The organism is Cyanobium sp. ATX 6A2 (genome assembly GCF_024346355.1).
In the GTDB taxonomy this organism is placed as follows: Bacteria; Cyanobacteriota; Cyanobacteriia; order PCC-6307; family Cyanobiaceae; genus NIES-981.
In genome coordinates, this window is sequence record NZ_JAGQCU010000003.1 from 142,958 (window position 1) to 158,326 (window position 15,369).

The window sequence follows — 15,369 nt, forward strand, 5'->3', positions numbered from 1 at the left end:
AGGCCTCAGCTGGTTACGTCCTTCACCATCTGGCGGAAGGGATCGATGGTGCCGGGCTTGGCGCTGTCCAGGGAGGAGGGCTGGCTCTGGGGCTGGGCAGCCGGGGTGGCTGGCGCTGGCTTGGCGGCGGCGGGCTGGTTCACCGGGTTCACGGCGGTGCCCTTCTGGCGCTGCATCAGCTCGGCCTGGGACATCTGCTGGGCGAAGGTCTTCTTCACGGGCTTGGGGACGCCGTCATTGAGGCCTCTTGCCTTGGCAGCGCTCTGGGCGTCGCCCAGGCCCTCGGAGGCCTTCTCGATCCGGGCCTGCATCGAGTCCACCTCAGCCACCATCTCCTTCTGGCCGGGGCTGCTGGCACTGCCGGGGAAGGTGCGTCGGATGGTGTTGGAGCGACGCATGAAATTGACGTTGCCCATGCTGGAGGACTCGTCGGGGTCGAGGTACACCGCCTCGGCGGCTTTTTTGGGCTTGGGCTTGGATGCGGGGGTTCCGGACTGGGCGCTGCCGCTGCCGGAACCAAAGGAGAGCAGACGATCGAACAGACCCATCGGTGTGGCGGGGGAACATGTCAGCAAACCCTAGCGGCCGTGCAGCTCCAGCCCATGGGTATCCGTACCGCAACTGCTCAGCAGTCCCCGCCGCTCCAGGTCCCGGGCGATCGCCTCGCACACCACCGGCGTGGGCTGCCAGCTGGGTTGCATGCCGTAGTCGTACCAGGCCTCAGCACCATCGAAGCCGAGCTCGGCCGCCGCGGCGATCAAGCGCTGGAAGGGCAGCCGGTAGCGGGCCGGGTGGGCAAGCACAGCCAGACCATTGGCGGCCCGGATCGCCTCCAGCACCGCCTCGGCACGCAGCGCCGGTCCCACCACGCTGCAGCCCTGCAGGTAGGGATGCAGGGGATCGTGCTCGGCCTCGAAGCCCAGGGCCAGCACATGCACCAGGCAGCCCTCCAGCAGGCAGCTGATCTCCACGCCCCGCCAGAGCACGGGCACGGCCTGGCCCCGGGCGGCCGCCGCCGCGAAGCAGTCGGCCACCGCGCCGTGGGCACCGAGGGCGTGGTGGTCGGTGACCGCCAGATGCTCGAGACCCAGGGCCATGGCCTGGGCCGCCAGCTGGGCGGGCTGCAGGCTGCCGTCACTGCAGGTGGTGTGGCAGTGGAGATTCACCCGGCCGGGGCAGCATTGCGGGGTGATCGACGCCAGCACCGGCGCCAGGGGATGGCGCCGGTGCTGCGGGCTGACCCACTGGTGCAGGGACGCGGCCTCAACCACCGGCCGCCTCCGCCGTGAGCCGCTCGGCCCGCAGCCGCCGCCAGCGCGCATAGAACTGAATCGAGGCCGCCATGAACACCACCAGAGCCACGATCACCCAGGTGGCGGCCCCGGTGGGGAACTGGTTCTTGAACACCACCAGCATCACCACCAGCACCAGCAGCAGGGTGGGCAATTCGTTGAGGGCGCGCAGCTGCCGGCCGCTCCAGCTGCAGGCGCCCCGCTGCAGCTGCCCCATCAGGCGGTAGCAGAACCAGTGATAGAGCAGCAGGGCCGCCACCAGGGCGAGCTTGGCGTGCATCCAGCCCTGTTTCAGCCAGGCGGGGTTCACGCTCAGCAGGCCGGCGGCGCAGACCACCGCCACCACCATCCCAGGGGTGGTGATGATGTTGGCCAGCCGGCGCTCCATCAGGGCGTACTGGTCTTCGAAAGCCTGGCGCAGGGGGGGCTCCAGCTCGGCCGCCTCGCGGTGGTAGATGAACAGCCGCACCAGATAAAAGAGCCCCGCGAACCACACCACCACCCCCACGATGTGCAGGGTCTTGAACCAGAGGTAGGCCTCCGGGGGCCAGGTGAGAGCAAACACAGTGAACAATTGGCTGGGGGATCAGGGGCCGATGAATCTGTCGAGGATCGTGAGCTCATCACCGCCGCCAGGACCGCCACCCTCGCGGGTCACCACCAGCTTGGTGCTTCCGCCCCAACGAAAGATCAGGGTGGGGCCGTGGTGGTGCAGGGCCAACGGCTGGGTGACGCCAGGAGCGAGGCTGTGCAAGAGCCCGGAGCCGATGCGGGAGAGAGCAGTTCCGCCTGCGACCCCATCTGCACGTTGGAGGCCTGGCCTGGGCAGGGGCGGACAGGGCGAACAGGCGGGGCATGACAAAGGGGGAGGGAGTGGGCCCGATCGATCAAGTCCTGGCGATTCTGCCGTGGGTCCAAGGTCCGCGAAAAGCCACCGGTCGGCAAAGCCTGGGGGCAGGGCGCCTGTTCAGGGGTGGATTGGGCAGCCGCAACAGCTGGACAAAACAGGTTGTGCCGCCCTCGTCGTCGGCTCCGCCTGGCAGGAGTGTGGCAGCGCAGTGAGCATCAGGCCGCCAGCCACGGCACCCACTGCGGCAGCACAGTGGCGCTGCCATACCAGCGCTCGGCGAACCAGCCGCCGTGACCCACGCCCTCCAGCAGCCGCTGCTCGGAGCCGGCGAGCAATGCGGAGCTGATGGGCACGAGGCCGTCGCCCCGACTGCCGGGGTCGTTGTTGATGGCGCCGAAGGAGCGGGCCATGAGCCGGCGGGCGCGGGGGCGTAGCTGCTCCGGCGCGATGGCGCCGGCCACCGACAAGTAGCGCACACTGCCGGCGAAGAAGGCCCCCGGGTAGCGCTGATCCACCAGGCGGCGCAGGGCCGTGCCGCGGATGGCGCTGTGGGGGCTCCCCAGGCTGAGCAGGGTGTCCACCCGATGACGGAGGCCATAGACGCGGCCCGCGAAGGGCTCATCGCCGAGCAGCAGGCGCAGCATCACCCCACCGGAGCTGTGGCCCACGAGATTCACCTTGCCGCTGGGGGAGCCTGCAGCCAGGCCCTCCAGCAGCGCCTGGCTGCGATCCAGCAGGCGCCGCCAGCCGAGGCTCCAACTGGTGAGCAGCCAGTCGCCACGGCTCGCGGGCACCACCTGCACCGGCTGGTGGCTGTGGGCAGCGATGGCGGCAGCCATCGGGGCGTAGGCCTCAGGGGTGATCAGAAAGCCCCCCAGGATCAACGTGGGCGAGGGGCCGCTCACTCGCGATACACCGCAAAGGCCGCCAACACGCCGCCGAGAAAGCCGCTGAGGTGGCCGATCCAGCTCACCCCCGCCGGCGAAAACAGCGGGATGAGGCTGGGCAGCACCGCGCCGTAGCTGACCAGACAGACCAGCGACAGCAGCAGGGAGAAGGGCCGCTTCTCCAGCCAGCCGATCAAGAGCAGGTAGCCCAGCAGTCCGTAGACCACCCCGGAGAGCCCGTGGCTGCCGACAGGCCAGAACAACCACACCGGGATGGCGCAGACGTAGACCCCGATCCACACGGCCAGGTAGTCGCACCGGCCGCGCAGCAGCACCAGCCAGGAGAGCGGCAGGAACAGCATCGAGTTGGCCAGCAGATGGCCGAAGCCGCTGTGGCTGAAGGGAGCCGTGAGCACCCCCAGAAACGAGCCTCTGGGAAGCATCGGCAGGTTCCAACGGCCGCCGAACACCAGCTGATCCAGCAACTCCTGACCCCAGGCGATCGCCAGGATCAAGATCGGCACCATCGCCTTGACGCCCAGCCGGGCCAGGCTGCGATCGAGCCGCTGGGGCAGGGATGGTTGGGGCAGGGGGTCGCTCAAGCCGCTGAACCTGCGCTGGGTTGACCCTATCGCCGTTCCGGGGCCGAGGCAGGCGGTTTACTGCACCGGCGCGTGCAGCACCTCCATCACCTCCAGCACGGGGGCGGTGGCGTCATCGTCAAGCTGAAGCGTGGCGGCCAGGGTGCTGAGGATGTTGCACTCATCGGGCTGGAGCACGCCATCGGAGCGCATGATCTCGGCGGCGACGGCATAGGCGGAGCGGCGCAGATCAGGACTGAGAGACTGAGCTGACTCCAGCATCAGATGCTGGGCGCCACGCAGGCGCAGACGCTCAAGCAGGCTGTTGATCAGCAGCGCCACTTGTGCGTCGCCCAGCTCGCGGTAGGGCGTGCGGTAATCGATGGCGTGGCGCAGGGCCCTGGTGCCGGGGGCGGTCAGAGTGCCGTCCCAGGACACGGCCGCCAGGGCCACGGCCAGAAAGGCATCCGCAACGGGCATCGGGTCGCCCGGCAGAGACTCCGGGGCCAGGTCGGCGGACTGGGCTGGCCGGGGCGGGGAAATCGTCATGCTGTCGCTGCCGGTGATGAAAGCCGGTGATGAAACTTGAGCAGTTCCACTCCAGACAGCGAGCCACCTGCACGTCAGTGCCGAATCACACCGAAACCGGCAGTTGAGTGGATCTACTCAACTGCGCGATGACGTGAGCAGATTGATGTCATAGAGCACGGCCTCCAGGGCATCGGCAGCCATCACGGCAGCGTGGTGCTGGGGGTGGCCGGCATCGATGCAGCTGACCAGCGGAGCCAGCACCGTGGAGGGCCGCGGGTGACAGAACTGCACCACACTCAGGCGCTCAGCGCTCCACCCCGGTGGGGCCACCACCCGGTGCCAACCGGTGGGGATGCGGCCGTTGCTCAGCCACTCCAGCATCAGGCCGCTGTTGAGGATCACCTGGCCCTCGGGGGCCACCGCCTCCACCCAGCGCTCGCCCACGCGCACCTGCAGGCCGGGGGCAGTGGCCCGCGGCAACGCGGTGATCAGGTTGATGTCGCCGTGGGCCGCAGCCCAGACATGGCCGGGCTCGGGCGCCTGATCCATGGGCGGATAGCGCACGGCCCGGGTGAGGGTGGGGCCCTCCGCCACCACGGCATCGAAGAACTGGGGATGGGCCCCCAGGCCAGTGGCGATCACCCGCAGGAAGCGGCGCTGCAGCTCGGCGATGGCGCGATGGAAGCGACCCAGCACCGCCGTGATGCCCGGCACCAGGGGCTCCGGCAGCACCTGCTCCGGATAGAGGAGGGGGAAGCGGCGGCGCAGGGGGTGCTGGGGCGGCAGCGGCTGCGCCCAGTTGAGCATCTCCTTCCAGTCGGCCCGCTGCTCGCCGGCGGCGGTCTCCACCAGCACGCCCGTGTAGCCGGTCTGACCGCAGGATCCAGGGGCCGAGAAGGTCGCCTTGAGCAGCGCCGGCTGGACGAAGAAGCGCTCCAGCAGGCCGTAGGCCTCATCGAGCAGATCGGCCGGAAGATCGCTTCTGGTGACCACAAAGCCAGTGGCCAGGCTGCGCATCACCCCGTCCACCACCGCCTGCCGCTGGCGGTCGGTTCCCTGCTCGAAGGCGAGCAGGTCAACGTCCAGAATCGCCGGCTCCATGGGGATCGTCGCCACTTCGGCCCAGGATGCCGCCCCCGCTTCCAGCCTGCTCCCGCCGCTGGCGCAGCTGGCGGCGCAGCCAGAACCGCCAGCCTTCCGGCAGGCCGTGGTGTTCGGCTCCCCGCAGGATGCGGCCGGCATAGCCGGGGCTGGGCCGCAGGCCGGCGGCCACCACCCCCGGCTGGGGCACATAGGTGAGCACAGGCAGCCGCTCCACGCCGCACACCACCTCAACGCTGTGGTGCCGGTACTGGCCGATCGCCACACCCTCGATCAGGTCAAGCACGGCCCGGTCGCGGTGACTGAGGTGGTGCACCAGCCCCCAGCAGCTGGCACCGGGGTGGGGACAGATGCCGGCATAGCCCTCGAGGGGATCGTGCAGGGCACGCTTGTTGATCCCCCAGCGCCAGTGCTCCAGGCGGGCCACCAGGCCGGAGCCGTCCCAGCCGGCGCAGCGCTGCCGCAGCTGGCTGGGGTCGAGATTGGAGCCGTAGCTGAACACCGGTGTGGCCCCCCAGTCGTTGAAGGGCACCCGCCGGCAGCCACGCACCTGATCGGCCCGCCCCAGGTAGATCCAGGCGAGCCGGCCATCGGCGCTCCGCAGTCGGCGGCGGTCGTAGAGGTGGGGGTAGTCCTCGAGCACATCCAGCCGGGCCAGGCCCGCCGCATCCACCCGGTAGAGCTCGGCGTGAATGCGGGCCCGGGGATCCGGGCTGGGCACGGCCATCGGGTAGTCGCCCAGGTTGTAGAGCTCGAGCCCTGGCACCCGGGTACGTCCCAGGAACGGCGCCCCCGCCAGCCAGTGGTGGTTGCATTCCCCCCGCTTGAGGGTGCCGTAGACGGCCACGCGCAGCCCGTCGGCCATGGCCTCACACCGCGCTGGCGCCGCCGGACTGGGGCGCGGCGACCGGCACTGGCTGCAGGTGCAGGCGCCCCTGCAGCGGCTCCAGCCACACCAGCACCGCCAGCCAGTGGATCAGCACCGGAGGCCAGAGGGAACCGGTGACCACAAAAACCAATGCGCAGGCCAGCCCCAGCAGGGTGCACTGCACCAGAAAGCGGGGATCGTGGAACAGCGGCCGTGCCTGCTGATACCAGAGCCGCGCCGCCAGGGGGTGATAAAGCACGAACAGGCCCACGCTGAGGGCGATCCAGGCCAGCAGAGCGCCGCCGTGCACGCCCTCGAGGGGATGGGGCAGCAGGGCGACGCGGAAGATCAGCTCCTCCACCAGGGCCGGCAGCAGCAGCAGGCCGGCGGCCCTGGGCAGCAGTTGCTGCAGGGGAGGCCAGGTTGCGGGACCGGAAAGAAAGCCGCTGCGCAAGCCATGGCCGAGCGCCAAGGCGCTGTAGACCCCCAGCACCAGCAGGCTGAAGCCCTGGGCGCTGGGCAGCAGGGGCGGGAACAGGCTGTCCAGCAGGCGTTGCAGCAGGGTGCCCAGCACCGGCAGCTGGCCCAGCACCGTGGTGGGGGCCAGGGGCTCCAGGCGGGGATCGGCACCGGGGATCTGGTTGCTGCGCAGCACCCACAGGGGCAGGCCGGCCGTCAGAAACTCGCGGGCCATGGCGTCGTGGGCACGGCGGGGCAGCATCGAGCGCCAGCTGAGCAGCACATCAACAAGGCGCTGACTGGCCTCGAAGGGGCTGCGAGCGCCCTCGCCGGGGTCGCCGGCACTGAGCCGGCCGGTGCCGGCGCTGAAGGTCACCTCGGCATTCCCACGCCAGTCGCCGCGCACCCGGCCGAAGGGGGTGAGCAGCCGATCCAGCGCATCGGCCAGCTGCAGCCGGCGTTCCCTCCCGGCCGCGGGCAGGTCGTCCAGGTCGCTGTCCTGCCGCAGCTGCTGAAGCGCGATCCAGAGCGCCTGCATGGAGTCCTGCACGCAGGACGTCGACGGGGTCCCCAGCGCCAGGCCGTCCCCATCGCCGCTGCGGTAGCGGGCGGCCAGGATCTCCGCCTGCAGGGCAATGGCATCGAGGGCCGGGCCATCCACCCGCACCAGCACATCGGAGATCGGTCGGGTGCCGATCCAGCCGCGTTGGAGGCTGCCGGCGTAGGCACTGGCGTGCAGGGAGCCAGAGACAATGCCGTTGGGGTTGTTCGTGTAGATCTGGAAGTAGCGCAGATCAAGGCGCGGCTCAGCACTGATCGGATCGCGCACCACCTCGGCCTCGCCGAAGGAGAAATGACCGGGCACGGTCCAGGGGACCGGGCTGGCTTCACCATCGGCACCACCGATGCCGCCGAACAGGTGGATCAGCAGGGCCCGGTCACCCACCGCCCAGTCGGCGGCCCCGCGCTCATCGAGCCTGCGGCGGTCGGGAACCAGCAGCGTGGTGTGCAGGCTGCCGCGCTGCAGCTGTCCTGGACCCCAGTTGCGGCGGCTGATGTGCTCCAGGCCCGCCGCCGTGCCGCTGATCCGGCGCTGGGGCGTGAGGCTCAGCAGGGCGCGGGGCTCGATGGACTGCACCGTGAACACCCCATCGGCCGCCGGAGCGCCATGGATCAGCCAGCCGCCCGGATTGAGCGCCGAAGCCGCCAGGCCGCGGGGATCGAACAGACGGCGGCCGAAGCGATCGGGCGGCAGCAGGGGGATGCGGACGCGCTCTTCAGGGCCGTCGAATGCGCCGCTGGCGGCATTGAAGTGGCGCACACGCACCAGGTCGGGATCGGCACCGGAACCCGCCGTGAGATCTGAGGCGGCCTCTGGAGCGGCATCTGGGGGAGCGCCTGGGGGAGAGGCATGGCCCAGAACAGTCACCAGCGCTGTCCAGCGGCCGCTGGTCTGCACCGGCGGGCGGGCGATGCGCAGCTCGCCGTCCCCCACGCTGACGCCGTCGAGACGCACGATCACGTCGTCCCGCGGCCGGGCGCCGGCCAGCGACTGCAGCGGCCCCACCTTCCGGCGGCCGTCGAGGCGGGTGGGCACCACATTGGCGGCGGCGGCGGCCTGGCGGGCCGGCTCACCCAGGCTGATGTCGGTGGTCACCAGGCGCACCAGCCGCTGCAACTCGGGCTGATCCGCCCAGCGCAGGCGCAGGCGCTCCCCGAGCAGCTCCTGGCGCTCGGCCGGCGCCTGCTCCAGCTCGATCCACACCCAGTCGCCATCGGCAGCGGCCTCCTCGGCTGAGGGCAGGATCAGCCGGCCGATCCACTCGGCGCTGGGGCGATAGAGACCGGGGTCGGGGCGCTTGTCGAGGGGGTACGACGCGGGACGGGTCCAGGGGGAGCGGCTGGCGAGCTCCTCGCTGCTCTCGGGCAGGGGCTCGCGGGGGGTACCGGCGGCGGCGTGGCCGGGCCGGGGGGCCAGGGCGGGCAGCAGCACCGCCGCCACCAGCAGGGCTGCCAGCAGGGCGGGGAACAGGGCCGACAGGCGCCGGGCCAGGGGAGCCGAGAGCCTGCGGGGGAAGGGGAGCACGGAGCCGAGCGGGGCTGCTGGGCGGACCCTAGGCGCCGTCCCCGGTGGGGCCCACCCGCAGGCGCGAGCCGCGCTCACCGGCCACCACCTCGATGCCGCTGCGGATGCGCTCGCGCAGGGCCGAGACATGGCTGATCAGGCCGATCATCCGTCCCCCCTCCCGCAGGCGGTCGAGCTCGTCCATCGCCAGCTGCAGGTTGTCGGGATCGAGGCTGCCGAAACCCTCATCGATGAACAGGGCATCGAGCCCCACCCCGCCGCTGTGGGCCTGCACCGTGTCGGCCACCCCCAGGGCCAGGGCCAGGGAGGCCTGGAAGGTCTCACCGCCCGAGAGGCTGGCCACCTCCCGCTCCTCGCCGGTGAAGGCATCGAGCACCCGCAGCCCCAGGCCCGCCTTGCTGCCCTTGCGCTGGCCGCTGTCGTCGCTGAGCAGCAGCTGGTAGCGGCCGCTGGTCATCTGCTCGAGGCGCTGGTTGGCATGGGTGCAGATCTCCTCCAGGTAGGCCGAGAGCACCCAGCGCTGCAGGGAGATGTGGGGGGCGCTGCGGCCCCGGCAGCGGTCGGCCACGGCCGCCAGGCGGTCGGCGCGGGCCTGGGCGGCCGCCAGCGCCTCAGCGCCGGCCCGGTGGCGCTGGGCCAGATCGGCCAGGGCCGCAGCGGCGGCAGCGGCCTGGGCGCGGCGCTCCACGGCGGCAGTGCGCTGGGCGTCGGCCTGCTCCAGGGCGGCGGCGGCGGCGGCCGTGTCGGGGCGCTCGATGGGCAGGTCCTGCAGCTCCGCGGCGGCCAGCACCCCCTGCCAGCGCTGCCGCTCCTGATCGTGACCCTGAAGCGTCTGCTCCCAGCGCTGGCGCTGGGCGGGGTCCACCAGGGCGGCCTCCAGGGCCTCGCTGCTCTCGAACCCGGTTGCGGCAAGGTCGCCCGTGAGGCGCCGCAGCGCCTCAGCGCTGCGGCTGCGGGCGGCGGTGAGGGGTTCGAGCTGGCCAGCGAGCCCCTCCAGCAGGGGCTGCAGGGCATCCACGGTCGCCAGGGCGGCGGGCGGATCGAGGCCATCCGGCAGCCGGGCGGCCAGCCGCGCCTCGAGGCTGGCGCGGCGCTGCTGCTCCGCGCGCACCCGTTCGCCGGCCGCTGCCTGCTCCTGGCACACCTCCTGGAGGCGGGTTTCAAAGCTGGCCAGCTGCCGCTGCGCCGCCTCCAGGGCCGCCTCGCGGGCGGGCAGCGCCCGTGCCAGCAGGCGCGCCTGCTCGGAGGCCGCCCTGGCGGCGGCCAGGGCGCTGGTGGCAGCCAGGGCATCGGCGTCAGCCACCTGGGCCTCAAGGGCGGCGCGCTGCCCCTGAACCCGGGCGAATGCCGCCTGCTCCCGGGCCTGCTGCTGCTCCGCCTGCGCAACGCGGGCGCGGGCGGCATCGATCGTCGCTGTCGCCACCGGGGCGGCACCGCCAGTGGCCGGTCGGGGATGGTCGAGGGAGCCGCACACGGGGCAGGGATCCCCGGCCTGCAAGCCACCCGCCAGCTGGGCGGCCATACCGGCGATCTGCTGTTCGCGGAGCTGCAGCTCCCGCTGCCGGCAGCTGAGCAGCTCCCGTTCGGCGTTCTGGTGGTGCTCCTGGGCCTGTTGCTCGTGGCGCACGGCCGCCTGCAGGGCCGCAAAGGCCTCCACCAGCGTCTGCGCCCGGACCTGGCGCTGCTCCAGGCCCTCCAGGCCGTCGCGGGCGCTGCGGGCCTGAAGCAGTTGCTGCTCCAGCTGCGGCAGTTGGCTGCGGCAATCGGCCACATGCTGCTGGCCGCGCAGCACGCGGTCGCTGCGGTCGGCCAATTCCGCCTCAGCCGCAGCCAGGGACTGGCTGGCCTGATGCACATCCGCCTGCAGGGCCAGCAGCACGTCAAGGGCGCCGCGATGGGCGGCCAGGGCGGTGAGGGCGGCGGTGAGGGCGCTGGGGGGGGGCAGTTGCAGGAGTTCGAGGGCCACCAGCACATCGGGCAGGCCCGCCCCCTGATCCCGGCAGCGGCGCGCGCGCTGGAGCAGATCGGAGCCGCGCTGCTCCAGCTGCTGCTGCTGGCTGCGGGCCTGCCGCCAGCCCAGCAGGCTGGCCCGCAGCGCCTCGGCCTGCTGGGCGCGGTCGAATTGCCGCCGGCTGGCGGCAATGGCGTCCGCCTGCAGATCGAGATCCTGCAGACGCCGCCGGGCCTCGGCGCGGCGATCCCAGCGTTCGGCAGCGGCCAGCAGCTCCAGCTGCTGGCGTCGCGCCTGCTCCCAGGCGGCATCTAGCCGCTGCCGCAGGCCCTCGGCCTGCTGGCGCTGGAGATCCACGGCGGCGAGCAGGGTCTCAATCTTGCCCTGATCGGCCGGCACTGCGGTGGGCTCATCGATGGCCCCAGCCTCGGGCTCAGCGGCTGGAACCCAGGGTTCAGCCAGGCGCCAGGCCTCCTGCCGCCAGGCCTCCAGCTGGCGGAGGCCATTGAGCACCTCGCCCACGGCTGCGCGCGCCTGCTCCTCCAGCCAGGCCGCGGCCCGCTCGTACAGCCCGGTGTCGAACAGGGTCTGAAGGAGGGCCTCGCGATCCTCCGGCCGGGCGCGCAGCACCTCCGCGAAGCGCCCCTGGGGCAGCAGGATCACCTGGCGAAACTGGTCGGCGTCGAGCCCCACCAGATCCACCACCTCGCGCAGCACCTCCGCCACCCCACCGGCCACCGCCTCCTCACCATCGCTCCCGAGGCGGAACAGCGCGGCGCGGGCGGCGCGGGTGGTGGTGCCGCTGCCGCGCACCTTGGCCACCTCGCAGGCCGGCTGGCGTTCCACCCGCCAGCGGCCAGCGGGGGTGGAGAACTCCAGCAGCACCCGCGGCACCGCTGTGGGCGGGGCGTGCTGGGAGCGCAGGCCGCGCACACTGCGCTCGCCCGACACCACGCCGTAGAGCGCAAAGCAGAGGGCATCCAGCAGGTAGGTCTTGCCGGCGCCGGTGGTGCCATGGATCAGGAACAGGCCCTCGCGGGCGAGGGGATCGAAGTCGATCAGCACCGGCGCGGCATAGGGCCCGAAGGCCTCCAGCTCCAGGCGGTGGGGTCTCACGGGCGGCGGGCGGCCGCCTGGGCCAGGGCCTGACGCAGCAAACGCTCCTCCTCGCCGTCCGCAGGCCGGCCCTGCTGGTCGGCGAAGAAGGCCAGGGTGCGCTGCAGCGGATCGGCGGCCTGAAGGATGCGCTGCCTGCGTTCGCTGGCGCCGGCCCGGGGCTGCTCGGGTGGCTGGTGGCGCAGCTCCACGGCGTGGGGGAAGCGCTGCCGCAGGCGCGCCATGGCCTGGCGGGGCAGCTGTTCGTCGCTGAGCAGGGCCCGCACCCAGGCGCCGCGGGCCTCCTCCAGCCGGGGATCGCTGAGCAGCTGCTCCAGCGGCCCCGTGAGGGTGCGCAGGGGGCGGCCCACCCCCAGCGGCACCACCTCCAGCGTGGGACTGCCCTGGGGATCGAGCTCCACCACCCGCACGCTCTTCACCTGATCCTGCTCGGAGAAGGAGTAGGGGAGGGGTGTGCCGCTGTAGGCGAGCCGCGGGCCATCGAGCTGCTGGGCGCCGTGCAGATGGCCCAGGGCCACGTAGTTGAAGCCGGCGAAGGTGGGCACCGCCACGGCCTCCGCGTTGCCCACGGAGAGGTCGCGTTCCGATTCGCTGCTGCGGCCACCGGCCACGAAGGCGTGGGCCACCAGCACCGAGCGCACCCCTGGGCGACGGGCCAGATCGGCGCGGACCGGCAGCAGGGCCAGCTCCATCGCCAGCTGGTGGTCGACTCGGGCGGGGCGCTGGGGCTCCAGCTGCCCAGCAGCCGTGGCGGCGGCGAGCAGCTGCAGGGCAGGCCCCTCCAGCAGGGGCTCGAGATAGGGCAGGGGGTACACCGCCACCGGCGCTCCGCCGCCACGGGGGGTCACCAGCACCGGCTCGGCGGCCCGCTGCCAACGGCCGCGGATGGTCACCCCCTGGGCGGCCAGCAGCTCGTCGTACACCGACACGCGCACGTGGGAATCGTGGTTGCCGGCGATCGCCACCACCGCCGCGCCCCCGGCGCGCAAGCGCGCCAGGGTGTCTGTGAACAGGCGCACCGCGTCGGCCGGGGGGATGGCACGGTCGTAGAGATCGCCGGCGATCACCACCAGATCCACCGCCGCCTCGCCGGCCAGCTCCACCAGCCGGTCCATGGCCCGGGCCTGCTCATCGAGCAACGAGAGGCCGTGGAACTGGCGGCCGAGGTGCCAGTCGGAGGTGTGCAGCAGGCGCAAGGGTTCAGGCGCGGCTGCGGCGCACGGCCACCCCGGCCTCGATGGCGGTGACCAGGGCCAGCACGAGGAAGCCCGCCAGCCCCACCAGCTGGTTGCGGGCCACCACATCGGCCATCAGCTCCGGGTCGATGTCGGCGGCCTGCGCCGCCCCGAGGGCGAACCAGCCCGCCGCCGCGGCGGAGGTGATCCAGTAGGCCCGCCAGCGACGTTGATAGATGTAGCCCGTGCCGAGCCCGGGCACCACGTTGAGCAGCACCGCCACCCAGGTGCTGGAGGCCGAGAGCAGCTGCTGGCGGCTGGGAAACTGGGGGGTGGGGTCCATCGGCTCAGCGGGCATGGGCACAGAAGGCAGGGGCGCGGTGTCCCATGCCTAGCGCAACCGGCGCTCAGGCCAGCAAAGCCTCCCACTGGCGCAGGAGTCCGCCGGGCAGCGGGCGCGGCTGATAATCGCGCGGGTCGCTGGGGCCGTGGCGAATCACGGCGTTCACCAGCACCGCGGCGCTGCTGCTGCGGTTGATGGCGCCGTGGGGCACACCGGGGGGGATGCGCACCCAGGTGGGTTCATCTTCGCGCAGGGTGATGCGCCGCAGCTGACGGTTCTCGAGCACCACCAGCTCCAGCGAGCCGCGCAGCACGCGCAGCTGATCGGTCTGGCGGCGGTGGCAGAAGAGGGTGCAGCTGGTGTCGGTGCTGATCTCGGCGATCAGGGTTTCATCACTGCTGAGGGGATCGGAGAACAGAGTGGCGCCGGCGCGGTTGTGCGCCACCGAGGCCACCTCGATGCGTCGTGACAGGGCCATGACGACTGGTGTGTAGTTCTTGAAGAATCACAACGGGTTTGCGGTGTTGGCGTGCCGTCGGACACCAATCGCTGCAGCGGTGTGCAAGGCCTCACAAAAGCGCCCCGCCTCCACGGCCCCGACCGCCCAGCCCCCAGCACCGCCCAGCCATGGCCGCCCCGATTCCCCTGAAGCCCATTCCCCTGGAGCAGCTGCCGAGCCTGCCTCCCCTGCGCCTGGCCGTGGTGGGGCACGTGGAGGTGGTGAGCTTTGTGATGGTGGAGCGGTTGCCGCAGGCCGGCCTGGTGCAGACGGCCTGCCAGTGCCTGGAGCTGCCGGGCGGCGCCGGTGCCGTGGCGGCGGTGCAGCTGGCACGGCTCACCGGTGCGCCGGTGCGTTTCTTCACGGCCCTGGGCCGTGACGCGCTGGGCGAGGCGGCGGCCCTGACCCTGAGCGAACTGGGCCTCGACCTGCAGGTGGCCTGGCGTGATGCCCCCACCCGCCGTGGCATCAGCCTCTGCGATCGCTCCGGTGAGCGCAGCATCGTGGTGATCGGAGAGCGGCTGGGGCCGCAGGCCGACGATCCCCTGCCCTGGCACGAGCTGGCCCACTGCGATGGCCTCTTCGCCAGCGCCGCCGATGCCGGGGCCCTGCACCTGGCCCGGGCCGCCCGCGTGCTTACGGCCACACCACGGCTGCGGCTGCAGGTGCTGCAGGAGGCGGGGGTGGCAGTCGATGCCCTGATCGGCAGCGCGCTGGATCCGGCCGAGCAGGTGCCTGCCGGCGCCCTGCAGCCCCCACCGACCCTGCGCATCGCCACCGCCGGGGCCGCGGGAGGCCAGGCGGAGCCGCTGGGTCCGTTCGCCGCGCCGCCGCGGCAGCAACCGGTGGTGGACAGCTACGGCGCCGGCGACAGCTTCGCGGCAGGCGTGACTGCAGGCCTGGCTGCCGGCTGGAGCCCGGAGCAGGCGATCAGCCTGGGCTGTCACTGCGGCAGCGCCTGCCTTGATGGCCTGGGGCCCTATGCCAGCCAGCTGTGCTGGCAGGGCGGAGCCTGGCGTCAGGCCGGTATCGGCACGACGTCCCCATCCAGGCGGGCGAAGTAGAGCTGCACCGAGAGCTGCGGCTCCCGGGCCAGGATCTGGTCCCGTGCGCGCCGCAGGGTGCGGGCATGGAACTCCTGCTCGGCCTGCAGGTCGAAGAAGGGTTCCGGGTGGATGGCGGCGTAGGCGCCGCAGTCCTGGTGATCCACCAGGATCACCTCAGGGATGTGATGGAGAGAGCGCGAGAGCTGCAGCTGATCCCAGAAGGCGCGGGCGTCGGCGCGGTGGGGGAAGCCTGTGAGGGCCAGGGAAGCCCCCGCCAGGGCCACCCAGTCGACGGCGCCGCTGAGCTGCTGCCGGGCCAGGAAGGCGTGCTCCTGCTCCACGAAGCGGAAGTCGATGCAGCTGAGCACCAGGGCTCTGGCCTGCTCAACAGGGGGCGCCGGATCCTCGGCCCCCGCCCGCCGGGGCAGCAGCAGGCCGGCGCCACCGGCCAGGGCGACGCCGGCGAGCCGGCCAAGCAGCTGCCGCCGGGAGAGCGCATCGCTGCCGCCGCGCCTGGGACGGCAGCAGGGGCAGCGGCAAGGGATGGGTTGCACCGGCTGGTGCGGGGACGTTCCGGCCTCCAT

The 15,369-nt window shown here is 72.2% G+C and carries 16 protein-coding genes; 1 reads left to right on the plus strand and 15 read right to left on the minus strand.

What is annotated here, in order from left to right; translation table 11 throughout:
• Positions 1 to 5: 5 nt before the first annotated feature.
• The 14 genes from KBY96_RS04635 to KBY96_RS04700 all read right to left on the minus strand — a co-directional run bounded on the left by KBY96_RS04635 (position 6) and on the right by KBY96_RS04700 (position 13,718).
• Positions 6 to 548 (minus strand): hypothetical protein, encoded by a 543-nt coding sequence (locus KBY96_RS04635; protein WP_254978048.1) that lies wholly within the window; start codon positions 546 to 548, stop codon positions 6 to 8.
• Positions 549 to 578: 30 nt separating this feature from the next.
• The gene (locus tag KBY96_RS04640; RefSeq protein WP_254978049.1) at positions 579 to 1,271 is read right to left on the minus strand and encodes a PHP domain-containing protein; all 693 of its coding nucleotides are present in this window, start codon (positions 1,269 to 1,271) and stop codon (positions 579 to 581) included.
• Positions 1,264 to 1,866 carry a protoporphyrinogen oxidase HemJ gene (gene hemJ / locus KBY96_RS04645; protein WP_254978050.1) on the minus strand — a complete coding sequence of 201 codons (603 nt, stop codon included), beginning with the start codon at positions 1,864 to 1,866 and terminating at the stop codon, positions 1,264 to 1,266. The genes KBY96_RS04640 and hemJ overlap by 8 nt, the downstream gene beginning before the upstream one ends.
• 12 nt (positions 1,867 to 1,878) lie before the next feature.
• Positions 1,879 to 2,046, minus strand: a complete 168-nt coding sequence (locus KBY96_RS04650; protein ID WP_254978051.1) for a hypothetical protein — start codon at positions 2,044 to 2,046, stop codon at positions 1,879 to 1,881.
• A gap of 311 nt (positions 2,047 to 2,357) precedes the next feature.
• Positions 2,358 to 3,047: a triacylglycerol lipase gene (locus tag KBY96_RS04655; protein WP_254978052.1), complete on the minus strand. Its 690-nt coding sequence runs from the start codon at positions 3,045 to 3,047 to the stop codon at positions 2,358 to 2,360.
• Positions 3,044 to 3,556 carry a rhomboid family intramembrane serine protease gene (locus KBY96_RS04660; protein ID WP_254978157.1) on the minus strand — a complete coding sequence of 171 codons (513 nt, stop codon included), beginning with the start codon at positions 3,554 to 3,556 and terminating at the stop codon, positions 3,044 to 3,046. Before KBY96_RS04660 ends, KBY96_RS04655 begins: the two co-directional genes overlap by 4 nt.
• 132 nt (positions 3,557 to 3,688) lie before the next feature.
• Complete coding sequence (locus tag KBY96_RS04665; protein WP_254978053.1) at positions 3,689 to 4,159, minus strand: tellurite resistance TerB family protein; 471 nt, start codon at positions 4,157 to 4,159, stop codon at positions 3,689 to 3,691.
• A 117-nt stretch (positions 4,160 to 4,276) separates the two neighbouring features.
• On the minus strand, positions 4,277 to 5,242 hold the full coding sequence (locus tag KBY96_RS04670) for an isopenicillin N synthase family oxygenase (RefSeq protein ID WP_254978054.1): 966 nt from the start codon (positions 5,240 to 5,242) through the stop codon (positions 4,277 to 4,279).
• On the minus strand, positions 5,217 to 6,107 hold the full coding sequence (locus KBY96_RS04675) for a gamma-glutamylcyclotransferase (protein WP_254978055.1): 891 nt from the start codon (positions 6,105 to 6,107) through the stop codon (positions 5,217 to 5,219). The genes KBY96_RS04670 and KBY96_RS04675 overlap by 26 nt, the downstream gene beginning before the upstream one ends.
• 4 nt (positions 6,108 to 6,111) lie before the next feature.
• Complete coding sequence (locus KBY96_RS04680) at positions 6,112 to 8,655, minus strand: type II CAAX prenyl endopeptidase Rce1 family protein (protein ID WP_254978056.1); 2,544 nt, start codon at positions 8,653 to 8,655, stop codon at positions 6,112 to 6,114.
• A 28-nt stretch (positions 8,656 to 8,683) separates the two neighbouring features.
• Positions 8,684 to 11,722, minus strand: a complete 3,039-nt coding sequence (locus KBY96_RS04685; protein ID WP_254978057.1) for an AAA family ATPase — start codon at positions 11,720 to 11,722, stop codon at positions 8,684 to 8,686.
• On the minus strand, positions 11,719 to 12,918 hold the full coding sequence (locus tag KBY96_RS04690; protein ID WP_254978058.1) for an exonuclease SbcCD subunit D: 1,200 nt from the start codon (positions 12,916 to 12,918) through the stop codon (positions 11,719 to 11,721). The genes KBY96_RS04685 and KBY96_RS04690 overlap by 4 nt, the downstream gene beginning before the upstream one ends.
• Positions 12,919 to 12,922: 4 nt before the next feature.
• Positions 12,923 to 13,240, minus strand: a complete 318-nt coding sequence (locus tag KBY96_RS04695) for a hypothetical protein (protein WP_254978059.1) — start codon at positions 13,238 to 13,240, stop codon at positions 12,923 to 12,925.
• Positions 13,241 to 13,304: 64 nt separating this feature from the next.
• Complete coding sequence (locus KBY96_RS04700) at positions 13,305 to 13,718, minus strand: cupin domain-containing protein (protein WP_254978060.1); 414 nt, start codon at positions 13,716 to 13,718, stop codon at positions 13,305 to 13,307.
• 149 nt (positions 13,719 to 13,867) lie between these two features.
• On the opposite strand from KBY96_RS04700, the gene KBY96_RS04705 reads away from it, so the two are divergent.
• Entirely contained in the window at positions 13,868 to 14,803 is a 936-nt protein-coding gene (locus KBY96_RS04705; protein ID WP_254978061.1) for a PfkB family carbohydrate kinase, read from the plus strand.
• Here the strand turns inward: KBY96_RS04705 and KBY96_RS04710 are convergent.
• The gene (locus KBY96_RS04710; protein ID WP_254978062.1) at positions 14,758 to 15,339 is read right to left on the minus strand and encodes a carbonic anhydrase; all 582 of its coding nucleotides are present in this window, start codon (positions 15,337 to 15,339) and stop codon (positions 14,758 to 14,760) included. The genes KBY96_RS04705 and KBY96_RS04710 overlap by 46 nt on opposite strands.
• Positions 15,340 to 15,369 lie beyond the last annotated feature (30 nt).